Raw genomic sequence first — 23,258 nt, forward strand, 5'->3', positions numbered from 1 at the left:
CCCCCGGTCCGGGCAGGGCCGAAAGTCCCGCCACTACCTGCTGTCCGACGAGGCCGCCGGGCAGGCGGCGCGGCCCGCTTCCAGCCGGGCGACCGGGACGCGGAACGGTGAGCAGGACACGTAGTCCAGCCCGGCGTGGTGGAAGAACCGGACGGAGGCGGGGTCGCCGCCGTGTTCCCCGCAGACCCCGACGGTGAGGTCCGGCCGGGTGGTCCGGCCGCGTTCGACGGCGATCCGGACGAGTTCGCCGACGCCGTCGGTGTCGATCGTTTCGAACGGTGACGCGGCGAAGATGCCCAGTGCCAGGTAGCGGCCGAAGAAGGCGCCTTCCACGTCGTCGCGGGAGAAGCCCCATGTCATCTGGGTCAGGTCGTTGGTGCCGAAGGAGAAGAACTCCGCGTTGTGCGCGATGTCGCCGGCGGTCAGCGCGGCCCGGGGTACCTCGATCATCGTGCCGATCCGGATGCGCGGGATGCCGTCGATGTCCCGCAGTACGGCCTCGGCTTCCGCGCGTACTGTCTCGAGTTCCTGCGCGGTGCCGACCAGCGGCACCATGATCTCGGGTCGTGGGTCGCCGCCGGCGGCCGTCCGCAGCGCCGCCGCCTCCGCGATGGCCCGTACCTGCATGGCGAACAGACCGGGCACGACCAGGCCCAGTCGTACTCCGCGCAGTCCGAGCATCGGGTTGGATTCGTGCATGCGGCGTACCGCGGCGAGCAGCACCGCGTCGCGGCCCGGATCGCGGCCCTGCGCCTCGGCGCGGGCGACCCGGGCGGTCAGGTCCTCCAGCGCCGGCAGGAACTCGTGCAGCGGCGGGTCGATCAGCCGGACGGTGACCGGTCGGCCGTCCATCGCGGTGAACAACTCGACGAAGTCGGCGCGTTGTAGCGGAAGCAGCGCGGCCAGTGCCGCGTCGCGCTCGGCGTCGTCGTCGGCGAGGATGAGCCGTTCCACCAGCTCACGGCGTTCGCCGAGGAACATGTGCTCGGTGCGGCACAGCCCGACGCCGCTCGCGCCGAACCGGCGGGCCCGGGCGGCGTCGGCGCCGGTGTCGGCGTTGGCGTGCACGCCGAGGCGGCGGACGTGGTCGGCGTGGGTCATCAGGCGTTGCACGGCGGCCAGCAGCGGGTCGTTCGTGGGTGGCAGTTCGCCCTCGAAGTAGCGGACGACTCCGGAGGGGTGCACCGGCACGGCCCCCGGGTACACCCGGCCGGTGGTGCCGTCCAGCGACAGCACGTCTCCGGCGTGCAGCACGGTGTCGTGCACGGTGACCGTTTCCGTCGCGAGGTCGATGCGCAGTTGCTCGGCGCCGCAGACACAGGTCTTGCCCATGCCGCGGGCGACCACGGCGGCGTGTGACGTCTTGCCGCCGCGGCTGGTCAGGATGCCCTGTGCGGCGATCATGCCGGGCAGGTCGTCGGGGTTGGTCTCCGGTCGTACCAGGATCACCGGCCGGTCCGCCGCCGCGGCGTGGGCGGAGTCGAAGACGATCGCGCCGACCGCCGCGCCGGGTGACGCCGGCACCCCGGTGGTCAGCGGGGCCGGGGCGGTGGAGGTGTCGAAGCTGGGGAACATCAGCTGTGCCAGCTGTTCGCCCGAAACCCGTTGCAGCGCCTCGTCGAGCGTGATGGTGCCCTCGTCGACCAGCTGCGCGGCGATCACGAACGCGGCGGCCGCCGTGCGTTTGCCGACCCGGGTCTGCAGCATCCACAGCTTGCCGCGTTCGATGGTGAACTCGATGTCGCACAGGTCGCGGTAGCGCTGTTCCAGCCGCTGCATGACCGACAGCAGCTGCCGGTAGCTGTGCGGGTCGAGGTTGGCGAGTTCGGGCAGGCCGACGGTGTTGCGGATGCCGGCGACCACGTCCTCGCCCTGGGCGTTGGGCAGGTAGTCGCCGTAGGCGCCGCGGCGGCCGGTGGCCGGGTCGCGGGTGAAGGCGACCCCGGTGCCGGAGTCCGCGCCCCGGTTGCCGAACACCATCGCCATCACGTTCACCGCGGTGCCCAGGTCCTGTGGGATGCGTTCCTGCCGGCGGTACAGCACGGCGCGTTCGGCGTTCCACGACCGGAACACCGAGGTGATGGCGAGGAACAGCTGTTCGTGCGGCGCCTGCGGGAAGTCCCGGCCGGTGTGGGCCTGGAACACCTTCTGGTACGCCCGCACCAGATCCTGCAGTTGCGCCACGCCCAGTTCCGCGTCGGACGCGACCCCGGCGCCGGTACGCGCCGCCGCCAGTTCGGACTCGAAGTCCTCGGCGGGTACGCCGAACACGGTCTTGCCGAACATCTGGATGAGGCGCCGGTAGGAGTCCCAGGCGAACCGCTCGTCGCCGCTCTGCACGGCCAGTGCCCGCACGCTGGAGTCGGTCAGGCCGATGTCCAGAATGGTCTCCATCATGCCGGGCATCGAGAACTTGCCGCCGGAACGGACCGACAGCAGCAGCGGATCCTGCGGGTCGCCGAGCTCCTTCTCCATCCGGGCCTCGACCAGCCGCAGATGCTCCTGCACCTCGCCGAACAGTCCGGCCGGGACCGATCCGGTACGCAGATAGGCACGGCAGGCCTCGGTGGTGATGGTGAAGCCGGGCGGCACCGGCAGACCCATCCGGGTCATCTCCGCGAGGTTGGCGCCCTTGCCGCCGAGCAGGTCCTTGAGATCCTTGTTGCCCTCCGCGAAGTCGTACACGTACCTGGCCATCCGGCTCACCCTCATCAGCTCGGCGCGTATGTGTCCTCCTCTGGTGGTACGCCCGGCGACGTCCCGGCCAGTAGGGCCGGACGGCCCTGCGTCGCGGTCAACGACCTGTACGGCACCGCCACCCTGGCCCATCTGCTGGAGTACGACTCGACATCCGGCCGGTTCGACGCCGGACGGCCGGTTCCGGCGGCGGTTCCGGTTCCGGCCGGCCGGAACACCGGTCCGGAATGGACGGGGGGCTCTCCCGCTCCGCCCCGCCAAGGGTCAGTATGAGGGGGAGCCCGGAGGTGATGACGATGCTGTTCTTCGTTGCCGTGATGGTCCTGGTGCTGGCCGTGAGCGTGGCGGCGATGTGGCCGTGGGAGGAGGACGAGGCGAAGTCCCACGACAGCGACTCGCCCGGCACCGCCGCGGTGCGCGGTGCGCCGCCGCAGACGCTCGAGGGCGCGCTGGTGGCGCAACTGGTGGCCGGCGAGATCACCTCACCGCAGTACCGGCACGCCATGGCGAACCTGGCCGTGCGGGACGCGGACCGGCACCCGCTCACCGTCCCGCCGGACACCGGGCCGGCCAACGCCTGAGGCCGGTGCCGGGTGGCCGCCGCGCGGGGCGGCCACCCGGCGCTGCGGGCCGTCAGTCCCGGTCGTGCTCGCCGCGGACGACCGCGACGGGGCAGTCGGCGTGGTAGATCAGGTGCTGGCTGACCGAGCCGAGCAGCAGGCCCACGAAGCCGCCGTGGCCGCGGTCACCGACCACGATCAGCTGGGCGTCGTGCGAGCGTTCGGTGAGGACCCGGCCGGCCGGGCCGGAGGCCATCTCGTGGTGCAGGGCCAGATCGGGGTACCGCTCGCGCAGGCCGGCGATCGCCTGGAGCAGCACCCGTTCCTCCATGGCGGCCAGCAGGTCCGGGTCGTAGACCAGCGGCATCATGTCACCGGGCATGGTCACCGGCGGGGTGTGCCAGGCGTGCACCGCGACGAGTGCCGCGCCGCGCCGGGTGGCCTCCTCGGCGGCGAAGCCGATCGCCCGGGTGGAGACCTCGGAGCCGTCGACGCCGACGACGACCGGTCCGGACGGGTGCGCGGTGCCGCGCACCACCAGCACCGGGCAGTGGCCGTGGGTGGCGGCCTGCACCGCCACCGAGCCGACGAGCAGGCCGGTGAACTGGCCGAGCCCGCGGTCACCGAGGACCAGCAGGTCGGCCCGGCGGGTCTCGCCGAGCAGCACGGGCACCGGCGCCCCGGTCACGATCTCGGCCGTCACCGTCACCTCGGGGGCGGCCTTCGTGGCGGCCCGCACGGCCTCGTCCAGGAACGTCTCGGCCCGGGCCCGCAGGGCGCCGTCCCGCGGCGGGGTGACGCCGGGCGTGACCGGCACCGGGATCGTCGGCCATTGCAGGGCATGCACGATCCGCAACGGACGTGCGCGTAGCGCGGCCTCGGCGGCGGCCACCTCGACCGCGTCCAGGCTCCGCGGGGAACCGTCGATGCCGACCACCACGGGCGCACCGGTCAACGCGGTCATGGTTTCCACCGCCCTCTCTGCTGGGACCGGACGACGGCCCGGCCGGCCGTCCGTCTGTCGTCCCGGTCAGGATCGCGCGGCGCGGTGCTCCGCCGTCAGGGCCGTTGGTCCCGGAGCACCGGGCCGGTCACTCCCAGCGGGCACCGGACCAGCTGCCGCCGCTCCAGGCCCGGCCGGTGAACTCCGACCCGGTGCCCGACCAGGCGCGGCCGGACCAGGCGCGACCCGCCCACGCCACGTCCGACCAGGCGCGGCCGGACCAGGCACGTCCGGACCAGGCGCGGCCGGCCCAGTTCGCCTGCCCGTTGGTGGCCGGGCCCCAGCCGGTGCCGGTGTAGACGCGCCCCATCCACGAGCCGCCGTTCCACGCGGTCTGCGTGGTGCTGGCGAAGGCCCACGCCGGGGCGCTCAGCGGGCCGAAGATGTCGCGCTCGCCGGTCAGCGCCGTGGCGTCGCCGAAGGTCACCTGGGTGGTGCCGCGCGCCTTCTGGATCGATCCGGTACCGGTGCCCCGGGCCGTCGTCAGCGTCACGTTCGGCGGCGGCTGCAGCATCGTGGCGACGTTGAGTTTCCACTGGGTGTTCGCGTACTGCGGGTTGTTGCCCCAGGTGGCCAGACGGGCCTGCTCGGTGGTGGCGTTCGGGTACTTCTGCAGGTACAGGGCGAGGGCCCCGGAGACCACGGCGGCCGCCTGCGAGGTGCCGCTGCCCTTGAAGTAGCGGTCGCCGACGCGTGCCGACGGGTAGAACGTGTCCGCGAACGAACCGGGGTTGCGCAGCGACACGACGGACCGGCCGGGGGCGAGGACGTCCACCGCGATGCCCCGCCCGTCGGCCGCGGAGAACGCCGAGATCACGTCGTCGGCCGGGTTGGTGGTGCCCCGCGGGTCGGTCGAGCCGACGACGATGGGGCGGACCCCGGTGGCCGGGTTGGTGATCCGGGAGCCGGTGTTGCCGGCCGCCACGACCACGTTGATCCCGGCGGCGACCGCGTTGCTCACGGCGTACCCGAGCGGGTCGGACTCGGCGGACTGGGTGCCGTCGGTGCCGTACGACAGGTTGATGATCCGGATCGGGTTCTTCGGGTCGTCGTTGCGATGCTCGACCACCCAGTCGATCGCCGCCATCACCTGGGTCACGTCCACGGCGCCGTTGGACATGCCGACCTTCAGCGAGATCAGCTTCGCGTCCGGGGCGATGCCGCGGAACCCGGTGGCCGTCGTCGCGCTGTCCCGCCCGGCGATGATGCCGGCCAGGTGGGTGCCGTGTCCGTACCCGTCGTAGCGCAGCAGCGACGGCACCTGACTCTCCAGCGACAGGTCCGGGCCGTTCGCGATGTTGCCGCTGGTCAGTCCGCTCACCGGGACGACGCCCGTGTCGATCAGGGCGATTCCGACGCCCTTGCCGGTGTAGCCGGCCGCGTACGCCGCGTCGGCGCGGATGCTGCGGGCCACGTCGGCGAGCGTCGCCGCCGTGGCCGGGAACGTCCAGTCGGTGGTGGCCGCCATGGCGGGTGCCGGTCCGACGGCGGAACCGGTCGCGGCCAGCGCCCCGGCGAGGATCGCCGCGGTGACAGTACGTCGCATGTTCTCCGTGCCTCCGTTTCGCGGCCCGCCGGCAGATCGGCCGAGCGGGCCTGCGAAGAAGTGCCATCGGCGGGCCGGTGCCGGGCATGAGGCCGGCTGCGCGGAATGCCGGTCCGGCGTGCCGGACCGGCCGAACGGCCGACGGTGGATTCCATGAGCCGGGTCGACTCCCTCGGTGCATTCGGCGCGGCTGACCTTGACAGACGCGCGCGCCGGGGATGACTATGCGCTCAGTCAGCGGACGATCGGCGGGTTCAAGAGGAGGACGGCATGGCCGGCGTGGCGACCACTCTGCTCGACGGGTTCGGTTTCCTGGAGGCGCCGCGGTGGCGCGAGGGGCGGATCTGGTTCTCCGACTTCTACACGCTCCGGGTGCTGTCCGCCCGCGCGGACGGCTCCGACCTGCGGGTCGAGGCCGAGGTGCCGCACCAGCCGGCCGGCCTGGGCTGGCTGCCCGACGGCCGCCTGCTGGTGGTGTCGATGCGCGACCGCCGGGTGCTGCGCCGCGAGGCCGACGGCACGCTGGTCACCCACGCGGACCTGAGCCGGCACGCCACCGGTCACGTCAACGACATGGTGGTCGACTCCGACGGCACCGCGTACGCCGGCAACTTCGGGTTCGACCTGATGGGCGGCGCGCCGCTGGCGCCGACCGCGGTGCACCGGGTGGACCCGGACGGCACCGTGACCGAGGCGGCGGCCGACCTGTGGTTCCCCAACGGCATGGTGCTCACCCCGCAGCGGGTGCTCCTGGTGAACGAGACGTTCGGCAACCGGGTCACCGCGTTCGACGTGGCCGCGGACGGGCAGCTGACCAACCGGCGGGTGTGGGCGCAGTTCGGCCCGCTGCCCACCGAGCGGGACGTCCACAAGGCGCTGGGCCAGCTCGCGGTCGCCGCCGACGGTTGCTGCCTGGACGCCGAGGGTGCGTTGTGGATCGCCGACGCCACCGGCGACCGGCTGCTCCGGGTGACCGAGGGCGGCACCGTCACCGACGAGGTCCGGCCGGGCACGCCGGTGTACGCCTGCGCGCTGGGCGGCGCGGACGGCCGGACGCTGTTCGCCTGCGCGGCGCCGGACTTCGACGAGCACGCCCGCCGGGCGGCGAACGAGGCCCGCCTGATCGGCATCCCGGTCGCCGTACCGGCGGCCTGATCAGATCGAGATGCCGCCGTCCACCGGCAGGACCACCCCGGTGATGTACCCGGCCAGGTCGGAGGCGAGGAACGCGACGGCGGCCGCCATCTCGGACGGGTCCGCGAACCGGCCCATCGGGATCGCGGCGGTCAGTTCGGCGAGCTTCCCGGCGGGTACGGAATCGAGCATCCGGGTGTGCGCGTTGGGCGAGATGGCGTTGACCGTGATGCCGTAGCGGGCCAGTTCCTTGGCCGCGGTCTTGGTGAAGCCGATGATGCCGGCCTTGGCCATGGCGTAGTTGGACTGCCCGATGTTGCCGTGCAGCCCGGTGTACGACGTGACGTTGATGATCCGGCCGCCGCCCTGCCGCCGGAAGTGCGGGACCGCGGCCCGGGTGCACCGGAACGTACCGCCGGCGTGCACCGCCATCACCTGCTCGAAGTCGTCGTCGGTGAGCTTCCACAGCATCCCGTCGCGCAGGATGCCGGCGTTGTTCACCAGTACGTCGAGCCGGCCGGTGTCGGCGACCACCCGGGCCACCACGTCCGCGACCTGAGCGGTGTCCGAGACGTCCGCGGTCAGGGCGACCGCACCGATCTCGTGTGCCGCCTGGGCGACCGCGCCGGCGTCGGAGTCGACCAGGTACACCGCGGCCCCGGCGGCGTGGAACTGCGCGCCGATCGCCCGGCCCACGCCGCGGGCGGCACCGGTGACCACCACGGTGCGCCCGCCGAAGTCGAACGTCACCCCGCCCATCAGGACAACCGCTCCAGGATCATGGCCATGCCCTGGCCGCCGCCGACACACATGGTCTCCAGGCCGATGCCGCGGTCGGCGGTCCGCAGCCCGTTGAGCAGCGTGGTGGTGATCCGGGCACCGGTCATGCCGTACGGATGGCCGACCGCGATGGCGCCGCCGTGGACGTTCAGGGTGTCGCCGGACTCGTCGATGCCGAGCTCCCGGGCGCTGGCGATCACCTGCACCGCGAACGCCTCGTTGATCTCGATCAGGTCGACGTCGCCGATGGTCATCCCGGCGCGGGCCAGTGCCCGCCGGGACGCCTCGACCGGGCCGAGGCCCATGATCTCCGGGGACAGTCCGGTGAGGCCGGTGGAGACGATCCGGGCCAGCGGGGTGATGCCGAGGTCCCGGGCCCGGGTGTCGGACATGATGACCAGGGCCGCGGCGCCGTCGTTGAGCGGGCAGCTGTTGCCCGCGGTCACCCGGCCGCCGGGCCGGAACACCGGCCGCAGCTGGGCCACCGCCTCGTAGGTGACGCCGGGGCGGGGGCCGTCGTCGGCGTCCACCACGGTGCCGTCGGGCAGCGTGACCGGGGTGATCTCGGCGGCGTAGAAGCCGGACCGGATGGAGTCCTCGGCGAGGTTCTGCGAGCGGACCGCGAAGTGGTCCATCTCGGCGCGGGTGATGCCGGCGGCGCGGGCCACGTTCTCGGCGGTCTGGCCCATCGCGATGTAGACGTCCGGCAGCTGCCCGTCCCGGCGCGGGTCGGTCCAGGTCTCCGCGGACGCCGCGGCGGTGGCGGCGGTACGCGCCTCCGCCCCGGCGAACAGCGGATTGTGCGTGTCCGGCCAGGAGTCCGAGGTGCCCTTGGCGTAGCGGGAGACGGTCTCCACGCCGGCCGAGACGAAGACGTCGCCCTCGCCCGCCCGGATCGCGTGCAGGGCCATCCGGGTGGTCTGCACCGACGACGCGCAGTAGCGCGTGACGGTGGTCCCCGGCACGCGGTCGAGCCCGAGCAGCACCGACACCACCCGGGCCAGGTTGTCGCCCTGTTCCCCGCCGGGGAGGCCGCAGCCCAGCATCAGGTCGTCGATCTCGGCCGGGTCGAGCGCGGGCACCTGGTCGAGGGCCGCAAGGACCATCTGGACGGCCAGGTCGTCGGGACGCATGTCGACGAGCGAACCCTTGCGGGCGCGGCCGATCGGCGATCGGGCCGCCGCGACGATCACTGCCTCGGGCATCAGGAACTCCTCACCGGTACGCGGGCCCGCAGCCGGCCGATCGCGGCGCGCAGCCCCGGAGCATCGATCGCGCCGAGCAGCAGCGCGGCGTAGAGCAGCTGGGTGGTGTAGTCGGGCAGCGCGGCGGTGGTCACGATCTGCGCGAGCAGGGCGACCGACAGGGTGCCGCAGAGCAGGCCCAGGGGCAGGCCCCGGCCGCCGGCCAGCGACACCCCGCCGAGCAGCGCGGCGACCGCGGCCAGGATCAGCGGTTGCAGGCCGGGATCCGGGTTGGCGGAGGCGTAGCTGTAGCTCAGCAGCGCCCCGCCGAGCGCGGCGAGCGCGCCGGACACGGTGAACAGGCCGACCACGGTGCGGTCCACCCGTACCCCGGCCACCCGGCTGGCCCGCCGGTCGCCGCCGATCGCCCGCAGCTCGCGGCCCAGCCTGGTCCGGCCGAGCACGAGCGCGGCGAGCAGGAACGCGGCCAGGGTGATCAGGCTGCGCGGCGAGAAGACGACGGCGACGGTCCGGTCGACCCAGAGCGTGGCGTCGCTGTTGGGGTAGCTCTTGCTCAGGCCGCCGGACATCGCGCTGGTCAGCCCGAGCAGTGCGATGTACGTGGCGAGCGTGACCGGCAGCGAAGGGATGCGCAGCCGGGCGATCAGCCCGCCCTGCGCGGCCCCGATCAGCATGCCCGCGGCCACCGCGACCAGCACACCCAGGGCGGGGGAGGACTGTCCGGTCTGCACCGCCAGCATCCCGCCGAGGGCGTACGTGCCGACCACCGACAGGTCGAACTCGCCGGCGATCATGGTGATGCCGAGCGCGAGGGCGAGCAGTCCCAGCTGGGCGAAGCCCTGCAGGGCGTTGTAGACGTCGAACGTGGTCAGCGCGTCCCCGGTCAGCACCGGCGAACCGGCGAACGCGAGCACCACGGCCAGCAGCGACACGGTCGGCAGCAGGCGCTCCGGCCGGCTGGTCCACCGGCGGATCATCGCCGGCCCCGGACCGAGCGCAGGTGCACGGTGAGCACGACGGCGAGCACGAGTAGTCCCTTCACCAGGATCTGGATGCCGGTGGAGTAGCCGCGGAGCAGCAGCACGTCCGAGATGATCGAGATGAGCAGCGCGCCGCCGAGCGTGCGCAGCGCCGACCCCCGGCCACCGGCGATCGCGGTGCCGCCGGCGAGCACGGCCGCGATCGCGTCGAGCGTGAGGGTGCCGCCCAGCGCGGAGTTCGCGCCGGTGTTGAACGACGCGAGAAAGACGCCGGTCAGGCCGATGCAGGCGCCGAAGAACGCCCACGCGACCACGGTGACCCGGCCGACCGGGAGCCCGGCGGCGTGCGCCGCGGCCCGGTTCTCGCCGACCAGGTACATCTGCCGGCCGGCCGTGGTGCGCCGCAGCGTCCACTGGGCCAGCGCGGTGACGGCCAGCAGGACGTAGACGGCCAGCGGCAGCCCCAGTGGCGTGCTGTTCAGCACGTCGTACCGGGGCACCTCGGCGGACACGGTGGTGCCGTCGCTGATCCAGGTGGCGACGCCGCCGGTGGCGAAACCGGCGGCGATGGTGAGCACGATCGGATTGGCCGCCCAGTAACCGATCACGGCGCCCTGCACCGCGGTGACGGTCACGCCGCAGAGCAGCGCCAGCAGCAGCGACGTGCCGAGGCCGAGCGGTTGCGTGGCCAGGAAGATCATCGCGACGACGGTGGCGGTCTGCGACACGGCCAGAGACACCGCGGACCCGGCGATCATCACCAGGGTCGCGCCGATCGCGGTGATCCCGACGAAAGCGGTCGAGGCGAGGATCGCCCGCGCGTTGTCCAGGGTGAGGAACCGGTCGGTGCTCGCGCCGGCCGCGAGCAGGATCAGGACCAGGACGCCGGCCGCGAGCCGGAGCGGATCCGGCCGCCGCCGCGCGCCGGTCGCGGGCGGTGTGTCCGGCGGTGCCTCGGCGCGGCCGGATCGGGACACCATCATGTCGCGTTCACCCCGTGGGTCATGTCCCGCATCAGCGTGGCCCCGTCGGCGTCCCCGTCGTAGCGGCCGACCGTCCGGCCGTCGCGCAAGGTGACGATCACGTCCCCGAGTTCGAGCAGCTCCTCGAGTTCGGTCGAGGCGAACAGCACCACCAGGCCGGCGTCCGCGGCGCTCCGGAGCAGCCGGTGGATCGCGGCGCGCCCGCCGATGTCGACGCCGCGGGTGGGCTCGTCGAGCAGCAGCGCGTGCACGTCGTCGCGGCCCAGGCAGCGGCCGACGAACACCTTCTGCTGGTTGCCGCCGCTCAGCGTGAGCACCGGATCGTCCAGCCGGTGCTCGGCGAGTCCGGACCGTTCGGCGAGCGAGCGGGCCGCACGCCGTTCCCGGCCGGCCCGGATCACGCCGGCCCGGCCCAGGGACGGCAGCCGGGTGGCGACGAGATTCCAGGCCACCGTCTTGTCGAGAAAGAGCCCCTCGGACTTCCGGTCGTTCGACACGAAGGCCACCCCGGCACGCGCCGCGCCGACCGGGTTCCGCAGCGGCAGCGCCCGGTCGTGCAGCTCCACCGATCCGGTGGCCTGGGGGTGCAGCCCGGCCAGCGCCCGCAGCACGTCGGAGGCCCCGCTGCCCAGCTGTCCGGCGAGCGCGTAGATCCGGCCCGCCTGGGCGGTGAGCGTGAAGTCCGCCAGCCGGCCCGGTACGTGCAGGTGGTCGATGCGCAGCGCGTGCCCGAGGTCCGGGTCCGGGGGCCGGGTCGCGGCCAGCCGGTGCGGCGCCTCGCCCAGCATCTGTTCGATCAGCGTGCCGACGGTCAGTTCGCCGGCCGGGGTGGTGGCGATCCGGCGTCCGTCCCGCAGCACCGTCACGGTGTCGCAGAGGTCCAGCACCTCGGCCAGCCGGTGCGAGACGTACAGGACCGCGCACCCGCGGGCGGCGACCCGGCGGATCGCCGCGAAGACCAGGTCGCTCTCGACGTCGCTGAGCGTGGCGGTGGGCTCGTCGAGGATGACCAGCCGGGCCTTCTGGCTCAGCGCCCGGGCGATTTCGACGAGTTGCCGTTCGCCGATGCTGAGCGACGACAGCGGCCGGTCCGGGTCGATCCGTTCCAGTCCGATCTCGTCGAGCACCGCCCGGCACCGCGCCACCGCGGCCCGGCGCCGGTTCAGCATCGGGGCGTCGATGTCGCCGAGCAGAAGGTTGTCCAGCACGGTCAGGGCCGGGACCACGCTGAGCTCCTGGTCGACCAGGGCGATGCCGAGGCGCTGCGCGGCCCGGCGGCTGCGCAGCTCGGCCGGCTCGCCGTCGACGGAGATCCGGCCCTGGTCCGGCGGGATCTGCCCGGACAGCATCTTGACCACGGTGCTCTTGCCGGCGCCGTTGTGCCCGCAGAGGGCGTGGATCTCGCCGGCGCCGACCGTGAACGAGAGGTCCCGGACCGCGGGCACCCCGGCGAAGCTGCGGGCCAGGCCCTCGACGCCGACCCGGGCCGTCATGCGTGGCTGCACTGCTCGGCGAACTGGTCGAGGGTGGCCTTGGTGACCCGTTCCTCCTTGACCGTCTCGCTCTGCGGCGGCTTCTGTCCGGACAGGAACCGGACGGTGTAGTCGGCGGTCTGCTTCGCGATGGTCCCCGGGTCCTCGGTGGCGGTTCCGTACAGCTCACCGGCCCGGATCGACTCGATCCCGGCCTTGAAGCAGTTGCTGCTGGTGACGATGAGGCCGTCCGTACCGCCGATCGGGAAACCGGCCTGCTTGGCCGCCTGCACGATGGGCAGCGCCATGTAGTCGGCCATGCCGTACGCCGCCTGGACCCCGTCCTTGCCGAACCGGGCCAGCAGCTGCTGGGCGATCTTGCCGGACAGCGTCGGGTCCCAGTTCGCGTCCTCCTCGGCGACCACCTTGTACTCCGGGGCGGTGGCCATCACCTTGTGGAAGCCCTGCATCCGGTCCTGGGTCACGAGCATCGACTTGGTGCCGGTGAGCACGATGACGTTGCCGGACCTGCGGCCCTGGCCGCGCAGTCCCTCGATGATGTTCTGCGCCGCGAACTCGCCGAGTTTCACGTTGTCCGAGAGCACCGACATGACGTCGTTCTGCACCGACGGGTCGGGCCGGCCGTCGACCACGAGGACCGGAACCCCGGCCTGCTTGGCCTTCTTGATCGGCACGGCCATGGCCGCGGTGTCCCAGATCGCCAGCACGATCAGGTCCGGCTTCTGCGCCACCGACTGGTTGAACTTCTGCACCTGCGTACCCGGGTCCATCGACGTCATGTCGTCGATCCGCACGCCGGTGGCGGCGAGCTGTTCGTTGAACACCTGGTTGTAGTAGGCGCCCCAGGAGTTGGCCTTGCCGTAGCCGACCAGGGCGACGGTCTTGCCCTTGAGCTGGGCGGCTCCGGGGGCGCCGGAGGCGGACGGGCCGGCGTCGTCCGCGCCGCCGCAGGCGGACGCCAGCAGGACCAGCGCGAGCGAACCGGCGGCTGTCCCGGCTCGACGGGAACGGGTACGGAACATGGAATTCTCCTTCGGCCGGGTATGCACGGAAATCGGTAGGTTGGAAGGTTTCCCCTCGCCGTCCAGGATGTTGCTAAGGTGTTGTGACTAAGCGCATAGTCACCGCATCTGATCAGGGCTGTCAAGGACTTCCGTCCGCGCAGCTAGGATCGACGGCTAACCAGCCGAGGGGGAGGTCCAGCCATGGCCAAGCGGCAGGCCCGCTTCACACTCCAGGACCTGGAGGACGACCCCAGGCTGCAGGACGACTCGCCGGACCTCTGGGACTCCGGGCTCGGCGAGGTCACCCGCAGTCTGCTCACCTCGGCGGTGCGCTGCTTCGCGGCCAACGGCTTCCACGCCACCACGACGCGGGACATCTCGGCCGGCGTGGGGCTGAGCCCGGCGGCGCTCTACGTGCACTTCCCCTCGAAGGAACTCGTGCTCTACGAGATCGCCCGGGCCGGCCACGAGCGCGCCCTGGACTGCGTCCGGGACCCGGCGATCGAGCAGGCCGAGGACTCCGCGGAGCGGTTGTCCAGGATCGTCGCCCGGTACACGGCGTGGCACGCCCGGCACCACGTGGCGGCCCGGGTCTGCCAGTACGAACTGGGCGGGCTGACCACCGAGCACCACGACGAGATCCTGGAACTGCGGCACCGGACCAACGAGGTGTTCCGGGACACCGTGGCCCGCGGCATCGCCGACGGCACCTTCGCGCCGATCGACATCAAGCGGGCGGTCCGCGGAATCCTCTCGCTCAGCATCGACCTGGCCCGGTGGTACCGCCTGGACGGCAGCGACACCCCGGAACAGCTCGGTGAGTTCTACGCCGAACTGGCGTTGCGGATGGTGACGAACACGCCGCGCGCCGAGCGGGCCGTGCCGGCGCCGGCCGGGCGTCCGGGTGGCCGGCCGCGGGCCCGCGCTTGACAGCTTGACGACGGGCGCTGACTATGCGCTTAGTTCTCAGATCACCGGCGCGGGAGGTCCGATGCAGGGTCTGATGCAAGACCGGCCCCTCGACGTGGCCGCCGTGATGCGGCGGGTCGAGCAGCTGTTCGGTCACAAACGGGTGGTCACCGCCACCGTGGGCGGCGAGGTCGTGGCCACCTGGCAGCAGGTGGTCGCGCGGGCCCGCCGGCTCGCCGCGGCGCTCGACCTGCTGGAGATCCCGCCGCAGGCCCGGGTCGGCACGTTCGGCTGGAACTCGCAGCGGCACGTGGAGCTGTATCTCGCGGTGCCGAGCAGCGGCCGCGTGCTGCACACCCTCAACCACCGGCTGTACGCCGAGGAACTCGTGCACATCGTCACGGACGCGGCCGACGACGTGCTGTTCGTCGACCGGTCGCTGCTCCCGCGGGTGTGGCCGCTGATCGACGACTTCGGCACGGTCCGCCGGGTCGTGGTGATGGACGACGGCGGCGCCGAGGAACTGCCGTCCGACCCGCGCGTCGTCGGCTACGAGGAACTCCTCGGCCGCGTGACCGAACCGGCGCCACCCGCGGTCGTCGACGAGCGGGACGCCGCCAGCCTCTGCTACACCTCCGGCACCACCGGCCGCCCCAAGGGCGTGCTCTACAGCCACCGGTCGATCGTGCTGCACGCGCTGATGCTGCTGGGCGTGGACAACTTCGCCATCAGCGAACGCGACGTGGTCATGCCGATCGTGCCGATGTTCCACGTCAACGCGTGGGGCCTGCCGTACGCCGCGATGCTGGCCGGCGCCGACCTGGTGCTGCCCGGACCGGCCATGACGCCGGAGGCGCTGCTCGGCCGGATGGCCCGGCACCGGGTCACCTTCTCCGCCGCGGTCCCGACCATCTGGCGTGGCATGGAGCCGCTGCTCGGCGACGCCGACCTGGCCAGCCTGCGGATGATCGTCTGTGGTGGCAGCGCGGTGCCGGACGCCCTCTCCCGATCCTGGCAGGAGAAGGCCGGCATCCCGCTGACCAACGCCTGGGGGATGACCGAGACCAGCCCGGTCGTCACCTGCTCGCGCCTCGCCACCGCGCACGACGACCTCGACGCGGACGCCCGCCGCACCCTGCTCGGCACGCCCGGGCCGCCGCTCCCGCTGGCCGAGATCCGGATCGCCGACGACGACGGCACCGGGATCGGTGAACTGCAGGCCGCCGGCCCGACCATCGCCGCCGGCTACTTCGGTGCCGACCCCGGCAAGTCCTCGTTCACCCCCGACGGATGGCTGCGCACCGGCGACGTCGGCACCCTCGACCAGTACGGCTACCTGCGGATCGTCGACCGCACCAAGGATCTGGTGAAGTCCGGCGGGGAATGGATCTCCTCGGTCGCCCTGGAGAACGAGATCATGGCCCACCCGGACGTCCACGAGGCCGCCGTCATCGCCGTGGCCGACGACCGCTGGGGGGAGCGCCCGCTCGCCTGCGTGGTGCCGGCGCCCGGCCGTACCCTCGACGACCAGGACCTGCGTGACCACCTGGCCGGCCGGGTCGCCTCCTGGTGGATTCCGGAGCAGATCTGGATCCTGCCCGAGATCCCGAAGACCGCGACCGGCAAGTTCTCCAAGACCGCGCTGCGGGCGCTCGCCGCGGGCCGCGACGAACGGTAGCCGACCCGTCCCCGACGGTGAGCGCGGGTGTCGTACCATCCACCGTGGATCTCCCTCCACAGAGGAGCTGGCATGGCGACGTCGTCCCAGGCGATCTCGATCACCGCGTTGCGCAAGTCGTTCGGCGGCGCCACGGCGCTCGACGGGCTGGATCTGAGCGTGGCGACCGGCGAGGTGCACGGCTTCCTGGGGCCGAACGGCAGCGGGAAGACCACCACCATCCGGGTACTGCTCGGCCTGCTCCGTCCCGACTCCGGTCAGGCGCGGATGCTGGGCGGCGATCCGTGGCGCGACGCCGTCGCCCTGCACCGCCGCCTGGCGTACGTGCCCGGCGACGTCACGCTCTGGCCGTCGCTCACCGGCGGGGAGGTGATCGACCTGCTCGGCCGGATGCGCGGCGGGCTCGACCGGCGCCGCCGCGACGAGCTGCTGGAGCGCTTCGACCTGGACCCGCGCAAGAAGGCCCGCACCTACTCCAAGGGCAACCGGCAGAAGGTCGCGCTGATCGCCGGGCTGGCCTCGGACGCCGAACTGCTGCTGCTCGACGAGCCCACCTCGGGCCTGGACCCGCTGATGGAGTCGGTGTTCCAGCAGTGCATCCGGGAGGTGAAACAGCAGGGCCGCACGGTGCTGCTGTCCAGCCACATCCTGGCCGAGATCGAGGCGCTGTGCGACCGGGTGAGCATCATCCGGCTGGGCCGCACCGTGGAGTCGGGCACGCTGACCGAGCTGCGGCACCTGACCCGGACCTCGATCGCGGTGGAGACGGCGCAGCCGCTGACCGGCCTGGACGCGCTGCCCGGCGTGCACGACGTGGTGGTCGAGGACCACCACGCCCGCTTCGACGTCGACAGCGCCCAACTCGACACCGTGGTGCGCCGGCTCGCGCCGCTGGGGGTACGCAGCCTGACCAGCACGCCGCCCACCCTGGAGGAACTGTTCCTGCGCCACTACGGCGACGACCACGTGGCCGACGCGCAGGTGCCGGCATGACCGGAGCGCCGGGCCTGCTGCGGTTCCTGCTCCGCCGGGAACGCTTCGGCCTGCCGTGGTGGCTGCTCGGCGCCACCCTGCTCGTGCTGGTGCAGTCGACCCAGAGCCAGAACCTCTACGGCACGCCCGACGAACTGGCCAAGCTGCGCCAGACGATCGGCAGCAACACCGCGGTGATCGCGATGAGCGGCCCGACCCGGCTGCTGGACTCGATCGGCGGCGAGGTCGTGTTCGAGATCTTCGCGTTCGTGGCGGTCGTGGTCGCGCTGATGAGCATGTTCCTGGTCGGCCGGCACACCCGCGCCGAGGAGGAGACCGGGCGTGCCGAACTGATCCGCTCCGCCCGGGTCGGCCGGCACGCCCCGCTGGCCGCCGCCCTCGCGCTGGCCGGCCTGGCCGACGTCGCCGCCGGCACGCTGATCGCCGTGGTGGCCGCCGGCACCGGCCTGCCGGTCGGCGGGTCGCTGCTGTTCGGTGCCGCGATCACCGCGGTGGGCGTCCTGTTCGCCGCGCTCACCGCGGTCGCGGTCCAGATCTTCGAGAACAGCCGGGCGGTGTACGGTGCCGTCGCGCTGCTCCTCGGCGCCGCGTTCGTGCTGCGGGCCGCCGGCGACGTGGGCAGCGGTGCCCTGTCCTGGGCGTCGCCCATCGGCTGGGGCCAGCGCACGTTCCCCTACACCGGCGACCGGTGGTGGCCGCTGCTGTTCCCGCTGGTGGCGTCCGCCCTGCTGGTGGCCGTGGCGGCGGCCCTGCTGCGGCGCCGCGACTTCGGCGCCGGGCTGGTGCCGGCCCGGCCCGGCCCGGCGGCGGCCGGCCGGTCGCTGCGCAACGCCTACGCGCTCGCCTGGCGCCTGCAACGCGGCAGCCTGCTCGGGTGGGCCGTCGGGCTGGTCCTGCTCGGCGTCGCGTACGGGTCGATCGGCGAGACCATCGAGCAGTACGTCGCGGACAACCCCGAGGTGGCCGAGTTCCTGCCCGGCGGCGCGGCGGACATCGTCGACGCGTACCTCGCGCTGACCGTCGGCACCGCGGCCCTGATCGTGGCGGCCTACGGCGTCTCCAGCGCCCTGCGGATCCGCACCGAGGAGACGTCCGGCCGGGCCGAACCGGTCCTGGCCACCGCGACCAGCCGGCTGACCTGGCTGGCCGGCAACCTCAGCGTGACCCTGGCCGGCAGCGCCCTGGTGCTGCTCGCGTTCGGCCTCGGCGAGGGCGCCGCGTACGGCCTGACCATCGCGGACGCCGGCCAGGTCCCGCGACTGGCCGGTGTCGCGCTGGCCCACCTGCCGGCGGTCTGGCTGCTCGTCGCCGTGGTGGTGCTGGCGCTGGGCTGGGCACCCCGGCCGTCCGCCGCGCTGGGGTGGGTGGCCGTCGGGTACTGCTCGGTCGTCACGCTGTTCGCCGACTCGTTCGACCTGCCGGGCTGGGTGCAACGGGCGTCGCCGTTCGCGCACACCCCGCAGGTGCCGCTGGCGGATCTCGCCCTGACCCCCCTGATCGTGATCCTGGTGCTGGCGGCGGGGGCGCTGGTCACCGGTTATGCCGGTCTGCGCCGCCGCGACATCGGCTACTGACCGGAACGCGACGCCCGTTCCACCATGGAGACGTGAAGCGGCCGATGCCGCACTCCGGACGGCGAACGGGCCGGCGCCCCGCCCGTGTCGTGCGGGTGACCAGGTTCGTCATGGACGCGGCCGCCGGGCCGGCGAAGCCGCCACCGCCACCCGGCACGGCGGAGAAGCCGCTCCAGATCCTGCCGCGACGGGGGCAGAATCCGCTTCCCTACCTCAAGGGTCATGACTGGTGTCGCACATGACGGCGTGGTACCTGGGGGTGAGGTGCCGGTACCGGCCCAGAGCGTTTCCGCGGTGGTGGTTCCGGCTGTCCCTGCAGGGCTTCGCCTTCGCCGGGGCCGTCGCGGCGCTCGCCGTCGATCAGATGTAGGGCCCTCGGACGCCGGGCACTCACCACGGCGCAGGGCCCGCTCGGCGGCGACCGGAAGGCACCGGCACCGAAGGCACCGGCACGACTCCGGCCAACTCGGCACACACGCACTCTAACAACGCGATTGTTGATATTTATAATACTCGATGTAATACTTTGGAAGCGCTCCCATGCCGCTCCTCGCCGCCGATGAACGGAGGATGTTCATGCGTTCACAGTTCGATCAATCCACCCGGCGATCCCGGTCCGCCTTCCGCCAGCCCGTCCGCGCGCTGGTCCTGCTGGTCGCCTTGCTGGCCGGCATCATGACCGTGCCCGGCACGGCACTGGCACACGGCACCGTCGTCAGCCCGGCCACCCGCGCCTACCAGTGCTGGCAGGCCTGGGGAAACAACCACACCAACCCGGCCATGCAGCAGCAGGACCCCATGTGTTACCAGGCCTTCCAGGCCAACCCTGACACCATGTGGAACTGGATGAGCGCGCTGCGGGACGGCCTCGGTGCCCAGTTCCAGGCCCGTACCCCGGACGGCCAGCTGTGCAGCAACGGCCTCTCCCGGAACAACAGCCTGAACACCCCGGGTGCCTGGAAGACGACGCCGATCAGCAACAACTTCACCGTCCGTCTGCAGGACCAGGCCAGCCACGGCGCGGACTACTTCCGGGTGTACGTGAGCAAGAACGGGTTCAACCCGACCACCCAGCGCCTCGGGTGGGGGAACCTCGACCTGGTCGCCACCACCGGGCGGTACGCACCGGCCCAGAGCATCTCGTTCAACGTCTCGACCTCCGGATACACCGGACAGCACATCGTGTTCATCATCTGGCAGGCCTCGCACCTCGACCAGGCCTACATGTGGTGCAGTGACGTCACCTTCAGTTGATCGGTAACATCCGCACCTGCTTCACTGATCCGGCCCGGGACGCCATCGTCCTGGGCCGGATCTTTGCCTTCGGGGGCGCCGGGAGGGTGCAGTGCGGATCGCGGGTGCTTCGCCGTACCGGGTGGCGGCTCTGGACGGCTCGACCTGGGCCGCCTTCGCGGCGCTGGTGGAACGCCACAACGGCGTCTTCGGCGGCTGTTGGTGCATGGGATTCCACGGGGGGATGTCGCGGGACGACCCGGCGCGGAACCGGGCCGCGAAGGAGCAGCGCGTGCGGCAGGGACAGGCCCACGCCGCGCTGGTCTTCGACGGCGACGACTGTGTGGGCTGGTGCCAGTTCGGCACGCCGGGGGAGGTGCCCCAGATCAAGAACCGGGCGGCGTACGAGAAGGGCCGCACCGGATCACCCGACTGGCGGATCGCCTGCTGTTTCGTGGGCAAGGGGCACCGGCGCCGGGGCGTCGCCACGGCGGCGCTGGCGGGCGCGCTGGACCTGATCGCCGGTCTGGGCGGCGGCACCGTCGAGGGGTATCCGGAGGCCGCGGACGCGGTGTCCGCCGGCTTTCTCTATCACGGCGCACTCTCGACGTACGAAAAGCTGGGTTTCGTCCGGGACCGCCTGATCGGTAAGCACCGGTGGGTCGTGACCCGGACGGTGGAACCCGCGACCCGCAAAACTTGATCTGTTCCAGAAAAGTCGCCTATGTTGATCTCGTGACGTCCGACTTCGAGGCCCAGCTGCGCGCGGTGTCGCTGCGGGTGACCCGGCCCCGACTGGCGGTCCTCGAAGCGCTGCGCGACCATCCGCACGTCGACACCGACACGGTGATTGCGCTAGTTCGGGCGCATTGTCCTAAAGTATCCCGCCAGGCGGTGTACGACGTGCTGCGGGCGCTCACCACCACCGGCCTGGTGCGGCGCATCGAGCCGGCCGGCGCGGCCGCCCGCTACGAGTCGCGGGTGGGCGACAACCACCATCACGTCGTGTGCCGCTCCTGCGGTGCGATCGCCGACGTCGACTGTGCCGTCGGCCACGCCCCCTGCCTCACCGCCTCGGACGACCACGGCTTCGTGGTCGACGAGGCGGAGGTCGTGTATTGGGGCACCTGCCCCGACTGCCTGACCACACGCACTGCCCAGTGATCCGCCAGTTCGGAAGGAACCAGATGAGCGACACGCAGGACAACGTCAGCGCCAGCGCGCAGGGCGTGGACCGGATGGCGGCGGACGGCTGTCCGGTCGCGCACGACTCGGTGACCGCGCACGGCAGCGAGAGCGAGAACCCGGCGATCGACTCGCCGACCCCGAAGACCGGCGGCCGGCCGCACACCAACCGGGACTGGTGGCCCAACCAGCTCGACCTGTCGGTGCTGCACGCCCACTCGTCCAAGGGCAACCCGCTGGGCGAGAACTTCAGCTACGCGGCGGAGTTCGCCAAGCTCGACGTCGAGGCGCTCAAGCGGGACATCACCGAGGTGCTGACCACCTCGCAGGACTGGTGGCCGGCCGACTTCGGCCACTACGGCGGCCTGATGATCCGGATGAGCTGGCACGCCGCGGGCACGTACCGCATCCACGACGGCCGGGGCGGGGCCGGCGACGGCGGCCAGCGGTTCGCGCCGCTCAACAGCTGGCCCGACAACGCCAACCTGGACAAGGCCCGCCGGCTGCTCTGGCCGGTCAAGCAGAAGTACGGCCAGCAGATCTCCTGGGCCGACCTGCTCGTGCTGGCCGGCAACGTGGCCCTGGAGTCGATGGGCTTCAAGACCTTCGGCTTCGGCTTCGGCCGCGAGGACGTCTGGGAGCCCGAGGAGATCTTCTGGGGCCCGGAGGACGCCTGGCTGGGCGACGAGCGCTACGTCTCCGACAACGCGATGGCGGAGAACGTCGGCGCCACCGAGATGGGCCTGATCTACGTCAACCCGGAGGGACCGCGCGGCAGCGGGGACTTCCGGGCGGCGGCCCACTTCATCCGGGAGACGTTCGGCCGGATGGCGATGAACGACGAGGAGACCGTCGCGCTCATCGCCGGCGGCCACACGTTCGGCAAGACCCACGGCGCCGGACCCGCGGACAACCACATCGGCCCGGAGCCGGAGGGCGCGGCGCTGGAGAACCAGGGCCTGGGCTGGCTGAGCACGTACGGCAGCGGCAAGGGCAAGGACACCATCACCAGCGGCCTCGAGGTGACCTGGACCGACCGGCCGACGCAGTGGAGCAACCGGTTCTTCGAGATCCTCTTCGGTTACGAGTGGGAGCTCGAGATGAGCCCCGGCGGCGCCAAGCAGTGGGTCGCCAAGGACGCCGAGGCGATCATCCCGGACGCGCACGACCCGGCGAAGAAGCACAAGCCGACGATGCTCACCACCGACCTGTCGCTGCGTTTCGATCCGACGTACGAGAAGATCTCCCGTCGTTTCCTGGAGAACCCCGACGAGTTCGCGCTCGCGTTCGCCAAGGCCTGGTACAAGCTGCTGCACCGGGACATGGGCCCGGTCAGCCGCTTCCTGGGGCCGTGGGTCGCCGAGCCGCAGCTGTGGCAGGACCCGGTGCCGGCGGTCGACCACCAGCTGGTGGACGACGCCGACGTCGCCGCGCTCAAGGCGACCGTGCTCCGGTCCGGGCTGTCCACCGCCCAGCTGATCTCCACCGCCTGGGCCTCCGCCGCGAGCTTCCGGTCCACCGACAAGCGCGGCGGCGCCAACGGCGCGCGGATCCGGCTCGAACCGCAGCGCTCCTGGGAGGTCAACGAGCCGGAGCAGCTCGCCACGGTGCTGAAGACGCTCGAGGGCATCCAGCGCGAGTTCAACGACGCGGGCGGCGCGAAGATCTCGCTGGCCGACCTGATCGTGCTGGCCGGCTCGGCCGCCGTCGAGAAGGCCGCCCGGGACGCCGGCGTCGAGGTGACCGTGCCGTTCCGGCCGGGCCGCACGGACGCCTCCCAGGAGCAGACGGACGTGGAGTCCTTCCGGGTTCTCGAGCCGCGCGCCGACGGGTTCCGCAACTACCTGCGGGCCGGCGAGAAGACCCAGCCGGAGGTGCTGCTCATCGACCGTGCCTACATGCTGGATCTGACCGCGCCCCAGATGACCGTCCTGATCGGTGGCCTGCGCGCGCTGGGCGCCAACGTCGGCGGCAGCCGGCACGGCGTGCTCACCGACCGGCCCGGCGTGCTCAGCAACGACTTCTTCGCCAACCTGCTCTCCCCGGGCACCCGGTGGAAGGTGTCGGAGTCCGACGAGCACGTGTACGAGATCCGGGACCTGGCCACCGACCAGGTGAAGTGGACCGCCACCGCGGTCGACCTGGTCTTCGGCTCCAACTCGCAGCTGCGGGCGCTCGCCGAGGTGTACGCCGGCCAGGACGCGCACACCAAGTTCGTGGCCGACTTCGTGGCGGCCTGGACCAAGGTCATGGAACTCGACCGGTTTGACCTGGCCTGATCCGGCCCGGCGCCCGGCCCGG

20 protein-coding genes are annotated in these 23,258 nt (G+C 72.3%); 11 read left to right on the plus strand and 9 right to left on the minus strand.

Annotated elements, in window-relative coordinates; genetic code table 11:
- Positions 1 to 33: 33 nt before the first annotated feature.
- The gene (gene ppdK, locus LDL48_RS38655; protein WP_225260144.1) at positions 34 to 2,697 is read right to left on the minus strand and encodes a pyruvate, phosphate dikinase; all 2,664 of its coding nucleotides are present in this window, start codon (positions 2,695 to 2,697) and stop codon (positions 34 to 36) included.
- Between the two features lie 296 nt (positions 2,698 to 2,993).
- Here ppdK and LDL48_RS38660 point away from each other — a divergent pair, with 296 nt between their 5' ends.
- A complete protein-coding gene (locus LDL48_RS38660; RefSeq protein WP_225260145.1) occupies positions 2,994 to 3,278 on the plus strand; it encodes a hypothetical protein in 285 nt (94 codons plus the stop codon).
- Between the two features lie 52 nt (positions 3,279 to 3,330).
- Here the strand turns inward: LDL48_RS38660 and LDL48_RS38665 are convergent, their stop codons facing one another.
- Both LDL48_RS38665 and LDL48_RS38670 read right to left on the minus strand, forming a co-directional pair.
- Positions 3,331 to 4,221, minus strand: a complete 891-nt coding sequence (locus tag LDL48_RS38665; RefSeq protein WP_225260146.1) for a universal stress protein — start codon at positions 4,219 to 4,221, stop codon at positions 3,331 to 3,333.
- Between the two features lie 127 nt (positions 4,222 to 4,348).
- Positions 4,349 to 5,806, minus strand: a complete 1,458-nt coding sequence (locus LDL48_RS38670; RefSeq protein WP_225260147.1) for a S8 family serine peptidase — start codon at positions 5,804 to 5,806, stop codon at positions 4,349 to 4,351.
- A gap of 270 nt (positions 5,807 to 6,076) precedes the next feature.
- On the opposite strand from LDL48_RS38670, the gene LDL48_RS38675 reads away from it, so the two are divergent.
- Positions 6,077 to 6,961, plus strand: a complete 885-nt coding sequence (locus tag LDL48_RS38675; protein ID WP_225260148.1) for an SMP-30/gluconolactonase/LRE family protein — start codon at positions 6,077 to 6,079, stop codon at positions 6,959 to 6,961.
- Here the strand turns inward: LDL48_RS38675 and LDL48_RS38680 are convergent, their stop codons facing one another.
- From LDL48_RS38680 to LDL48_RS38705, 6 genes are read right to left on the minus strand one after another with little or no spacing between them, the layout of a single operon-like run.
- On the minus strand, positions 6,962 to 7,699 hold the full coding sequence (locus LDL48_RS38680) for an SDR family oxidoreductase (RefSeq protein ID WP_225260149.1): 738 nt from the start codon (positions 7,697 to 7,699) through the stop codon (positions 6,962 to 6,964).
- Positions 7,699 to 8,925 carry an acetyl-CoA C-acetyltransferase gene (locus LDL48_RS38685; protein WP_225260150.1) on the minus strand — a complete coding sequence of 409 codons (1,227 nt, stop codon included), beginning with the start codon at positions 8,923 to 8,925 and terminating at the stop codon, positions 7,699 to 7,701. The genes LDL48_RS38680 and LDL48_RS38685 overlap by 1 nt, the downstream gene beginning before the upstream one ends.
- Entirely contained in the window at positions 8,925 to 9,902 is a 978-nt protein-coding gene (locus LDL48_RS38690; RefSeq protein ID WP_225260151.1) for an ABC transporter permease subunit, read from the minus strand. The genes LDL48_RS38685 and LDL48_RS38690 overlap by 1 nt, the downstream gene beginning before the upstream one ends.
- Entirely contained in the window at positions 9,899 to 10,888 is a 990-nt protein-coding gene (locus LDL48_RS38695) for an ABC transporter permease (protein WP_225260152.1), read from the minus strand. The genes LDL48_RS38690 and LDL48_RS38695 overlap by 4 nt, the downstream gene beginning before the upstream one ends.
- Positions 10,885 to 12,381, minus strand: coding sequence for a sugar ABC transporter ATP-binding protein (locus tag LDL48_RS38700; protein ID WP_225260153.1), 1,497 nt, complete (start codon positions 12,379 to 12,381; stop codon positions 10,885 to 10,887). Before LDL48_RS38700 ends, LDL48_RS38695 begins: the two co-directional genes overlap by 4 nt.
- Positions 12,378 to 13,403 carry a sugar ABC transporter substrate-binding protein gene (locus LDL48_RS38705; protein WP_225260154.1) on the minus strand — a complete coding sequence of 342 codons (1,026 nt, stop codon included), beginning with the start codon at positions 13,401 to 13,403 and terminating at the stop codon, positions 12,378 to 12,380. The genes LDL48_RS38700 and LDL48_RS38705 overlap by 4 nt, the downstream gene beginning before the upstream one ends.
- A gap of 183 nt (positions 13,404 to 13,586) precedes the next feature.
- Here LDL48_RS38705 and LDL48_RS38710 point away from each other — a divergent pair, with 183 nt between their 5' ends.
- From LDL48_RS38710 to katG, 9 genes are all read left to right on the plus strand, one after another.
- Positions 13,587 to 14,315 (plus strand): TetR/AcrR family transcriptional regulator, encoded by a 729-nt coding sequence (locus tag LDL48_RS38710; RefSeq protein ID WP_225260155.1) that lies wholly within the window; start codon positions 13,587 to 13,589, stop codon positions 14,313 to 14,315.
- A 73-nt stretch (positions 14,316 to 14,388) separates the two neighbouring features.
- Entirely contained in the window at positions 14,389 to 15,972 is a 1,584-nt protein-coding gene (locus LDL48_RS38715; protein ID WP_225260156.1) for a long-chain fatty acid--CoA ligase, read from the plus strand.
- A 72-nt stretch (positions 15,973 to 16,044) separates the two neighbouring features.
- Positions 16,045 to 16,965, plus strand: coding sequence for an ABC transporter ATP-binding protein (locus tag LDL48_RS38720; RefSeq protein ID WP_225260157.1), 921 nt, complete (start codon positions 16,045 to 16,047; stop codon positions 16,963 to 16,965).
- Positions 16,962 to 18,539 carry an ABC transporter permease gene (locus LDL48_RS38725; RefSeq protein WP_225260158.1) on the plus strand — a complete coding sequence of 526 codons (1,578 nt, stop codon included), beginning with the start codon at positions 16,962 to 16,964 and terminating at the stop codon, positions 18,537 to 18,539. The genes LDL48_RS38720 and LDL48_RS38725 overlap by 4 nt, the downstream gene beginning before the upstream one ends.
- 238 nt (positions 18,540 to 18,777) lie before the next feature.
- Positions 18,778 to 18,909: a hypothetical protein gene (locus LDL48_RS44015; RefSeq protein WP_255630134.1), complete on the plus strand. Its 132-nt coding sequence runs from the start codon at positions 18,778 to 18,780 to the stop codon at positions 18,907 to 18,909.
- Between the two features lie 206 nt (positions 18,910 to 19,115).
- On the plus strand, positions 19,116 to 19,793 hold the full coding sequence (locus LDL48_RS38730) for a lytic polysaccharide monooxygenase auxiliary activity family 9 protein (protein WP_225260159.1): 678 nt from the start codon (positions 19,116 to 19,118) through the stop codon (positions 19,791 to 19,793).
- Between the two features lie 91 nt (positions 19,794 to 19,884).
- Positions 19,885 to 20,475 carry a GNAT family N-acetyltransferase gene (locus LDL48_RS38735; protein WP_225260160.1) on the plus strand — a complete coding sequence of 197 codons (591 nt, stop codon included), beginning with the start codon at positions 19,885 to 19,887 and terminating at the stop codon, positions 20,473 to 20,475.
- A 32-nt stretch (positions 20,476 to 20,507) separates the two neighbouring features.
- Positions 20,508 to 20,936, plus strand: a complete 429-nt coding sequence (locus LDL48_RS38740) for a Fur family transcriptional regulator (protein ID WP_225260161.1) — start codon at positions 20,508 to 20,510, stop codon at positions 20,934 to 20,936.
- Positions 20,937 to 20,959: 23 nt separating this feature from the next.
- Complete coding sequence (katG, locus tag LDL48_RS38745) at positions 20,960 to 23,236, plus strand: catalase/peroxidase HPI (protein ID WP_225260162.1); 2,277 nt, start codon at positions 20,960 to 20,962, stop codon at positions 23,234 to 23,236.
- The last annotated feature ends 22 nt before the right edge of the window (positions 23,237 to 23,258 follow it).

The sequence above is a fragment of the Jidongwangia harbinensis genome (assembly GCF_020216025.1).
GTDB lineage: Bacteria > Actinomycetota > Actinomycetes > Mycobacteriales > Micromonosporaceae > Actinoplanes > Actinoplanes harbinensis.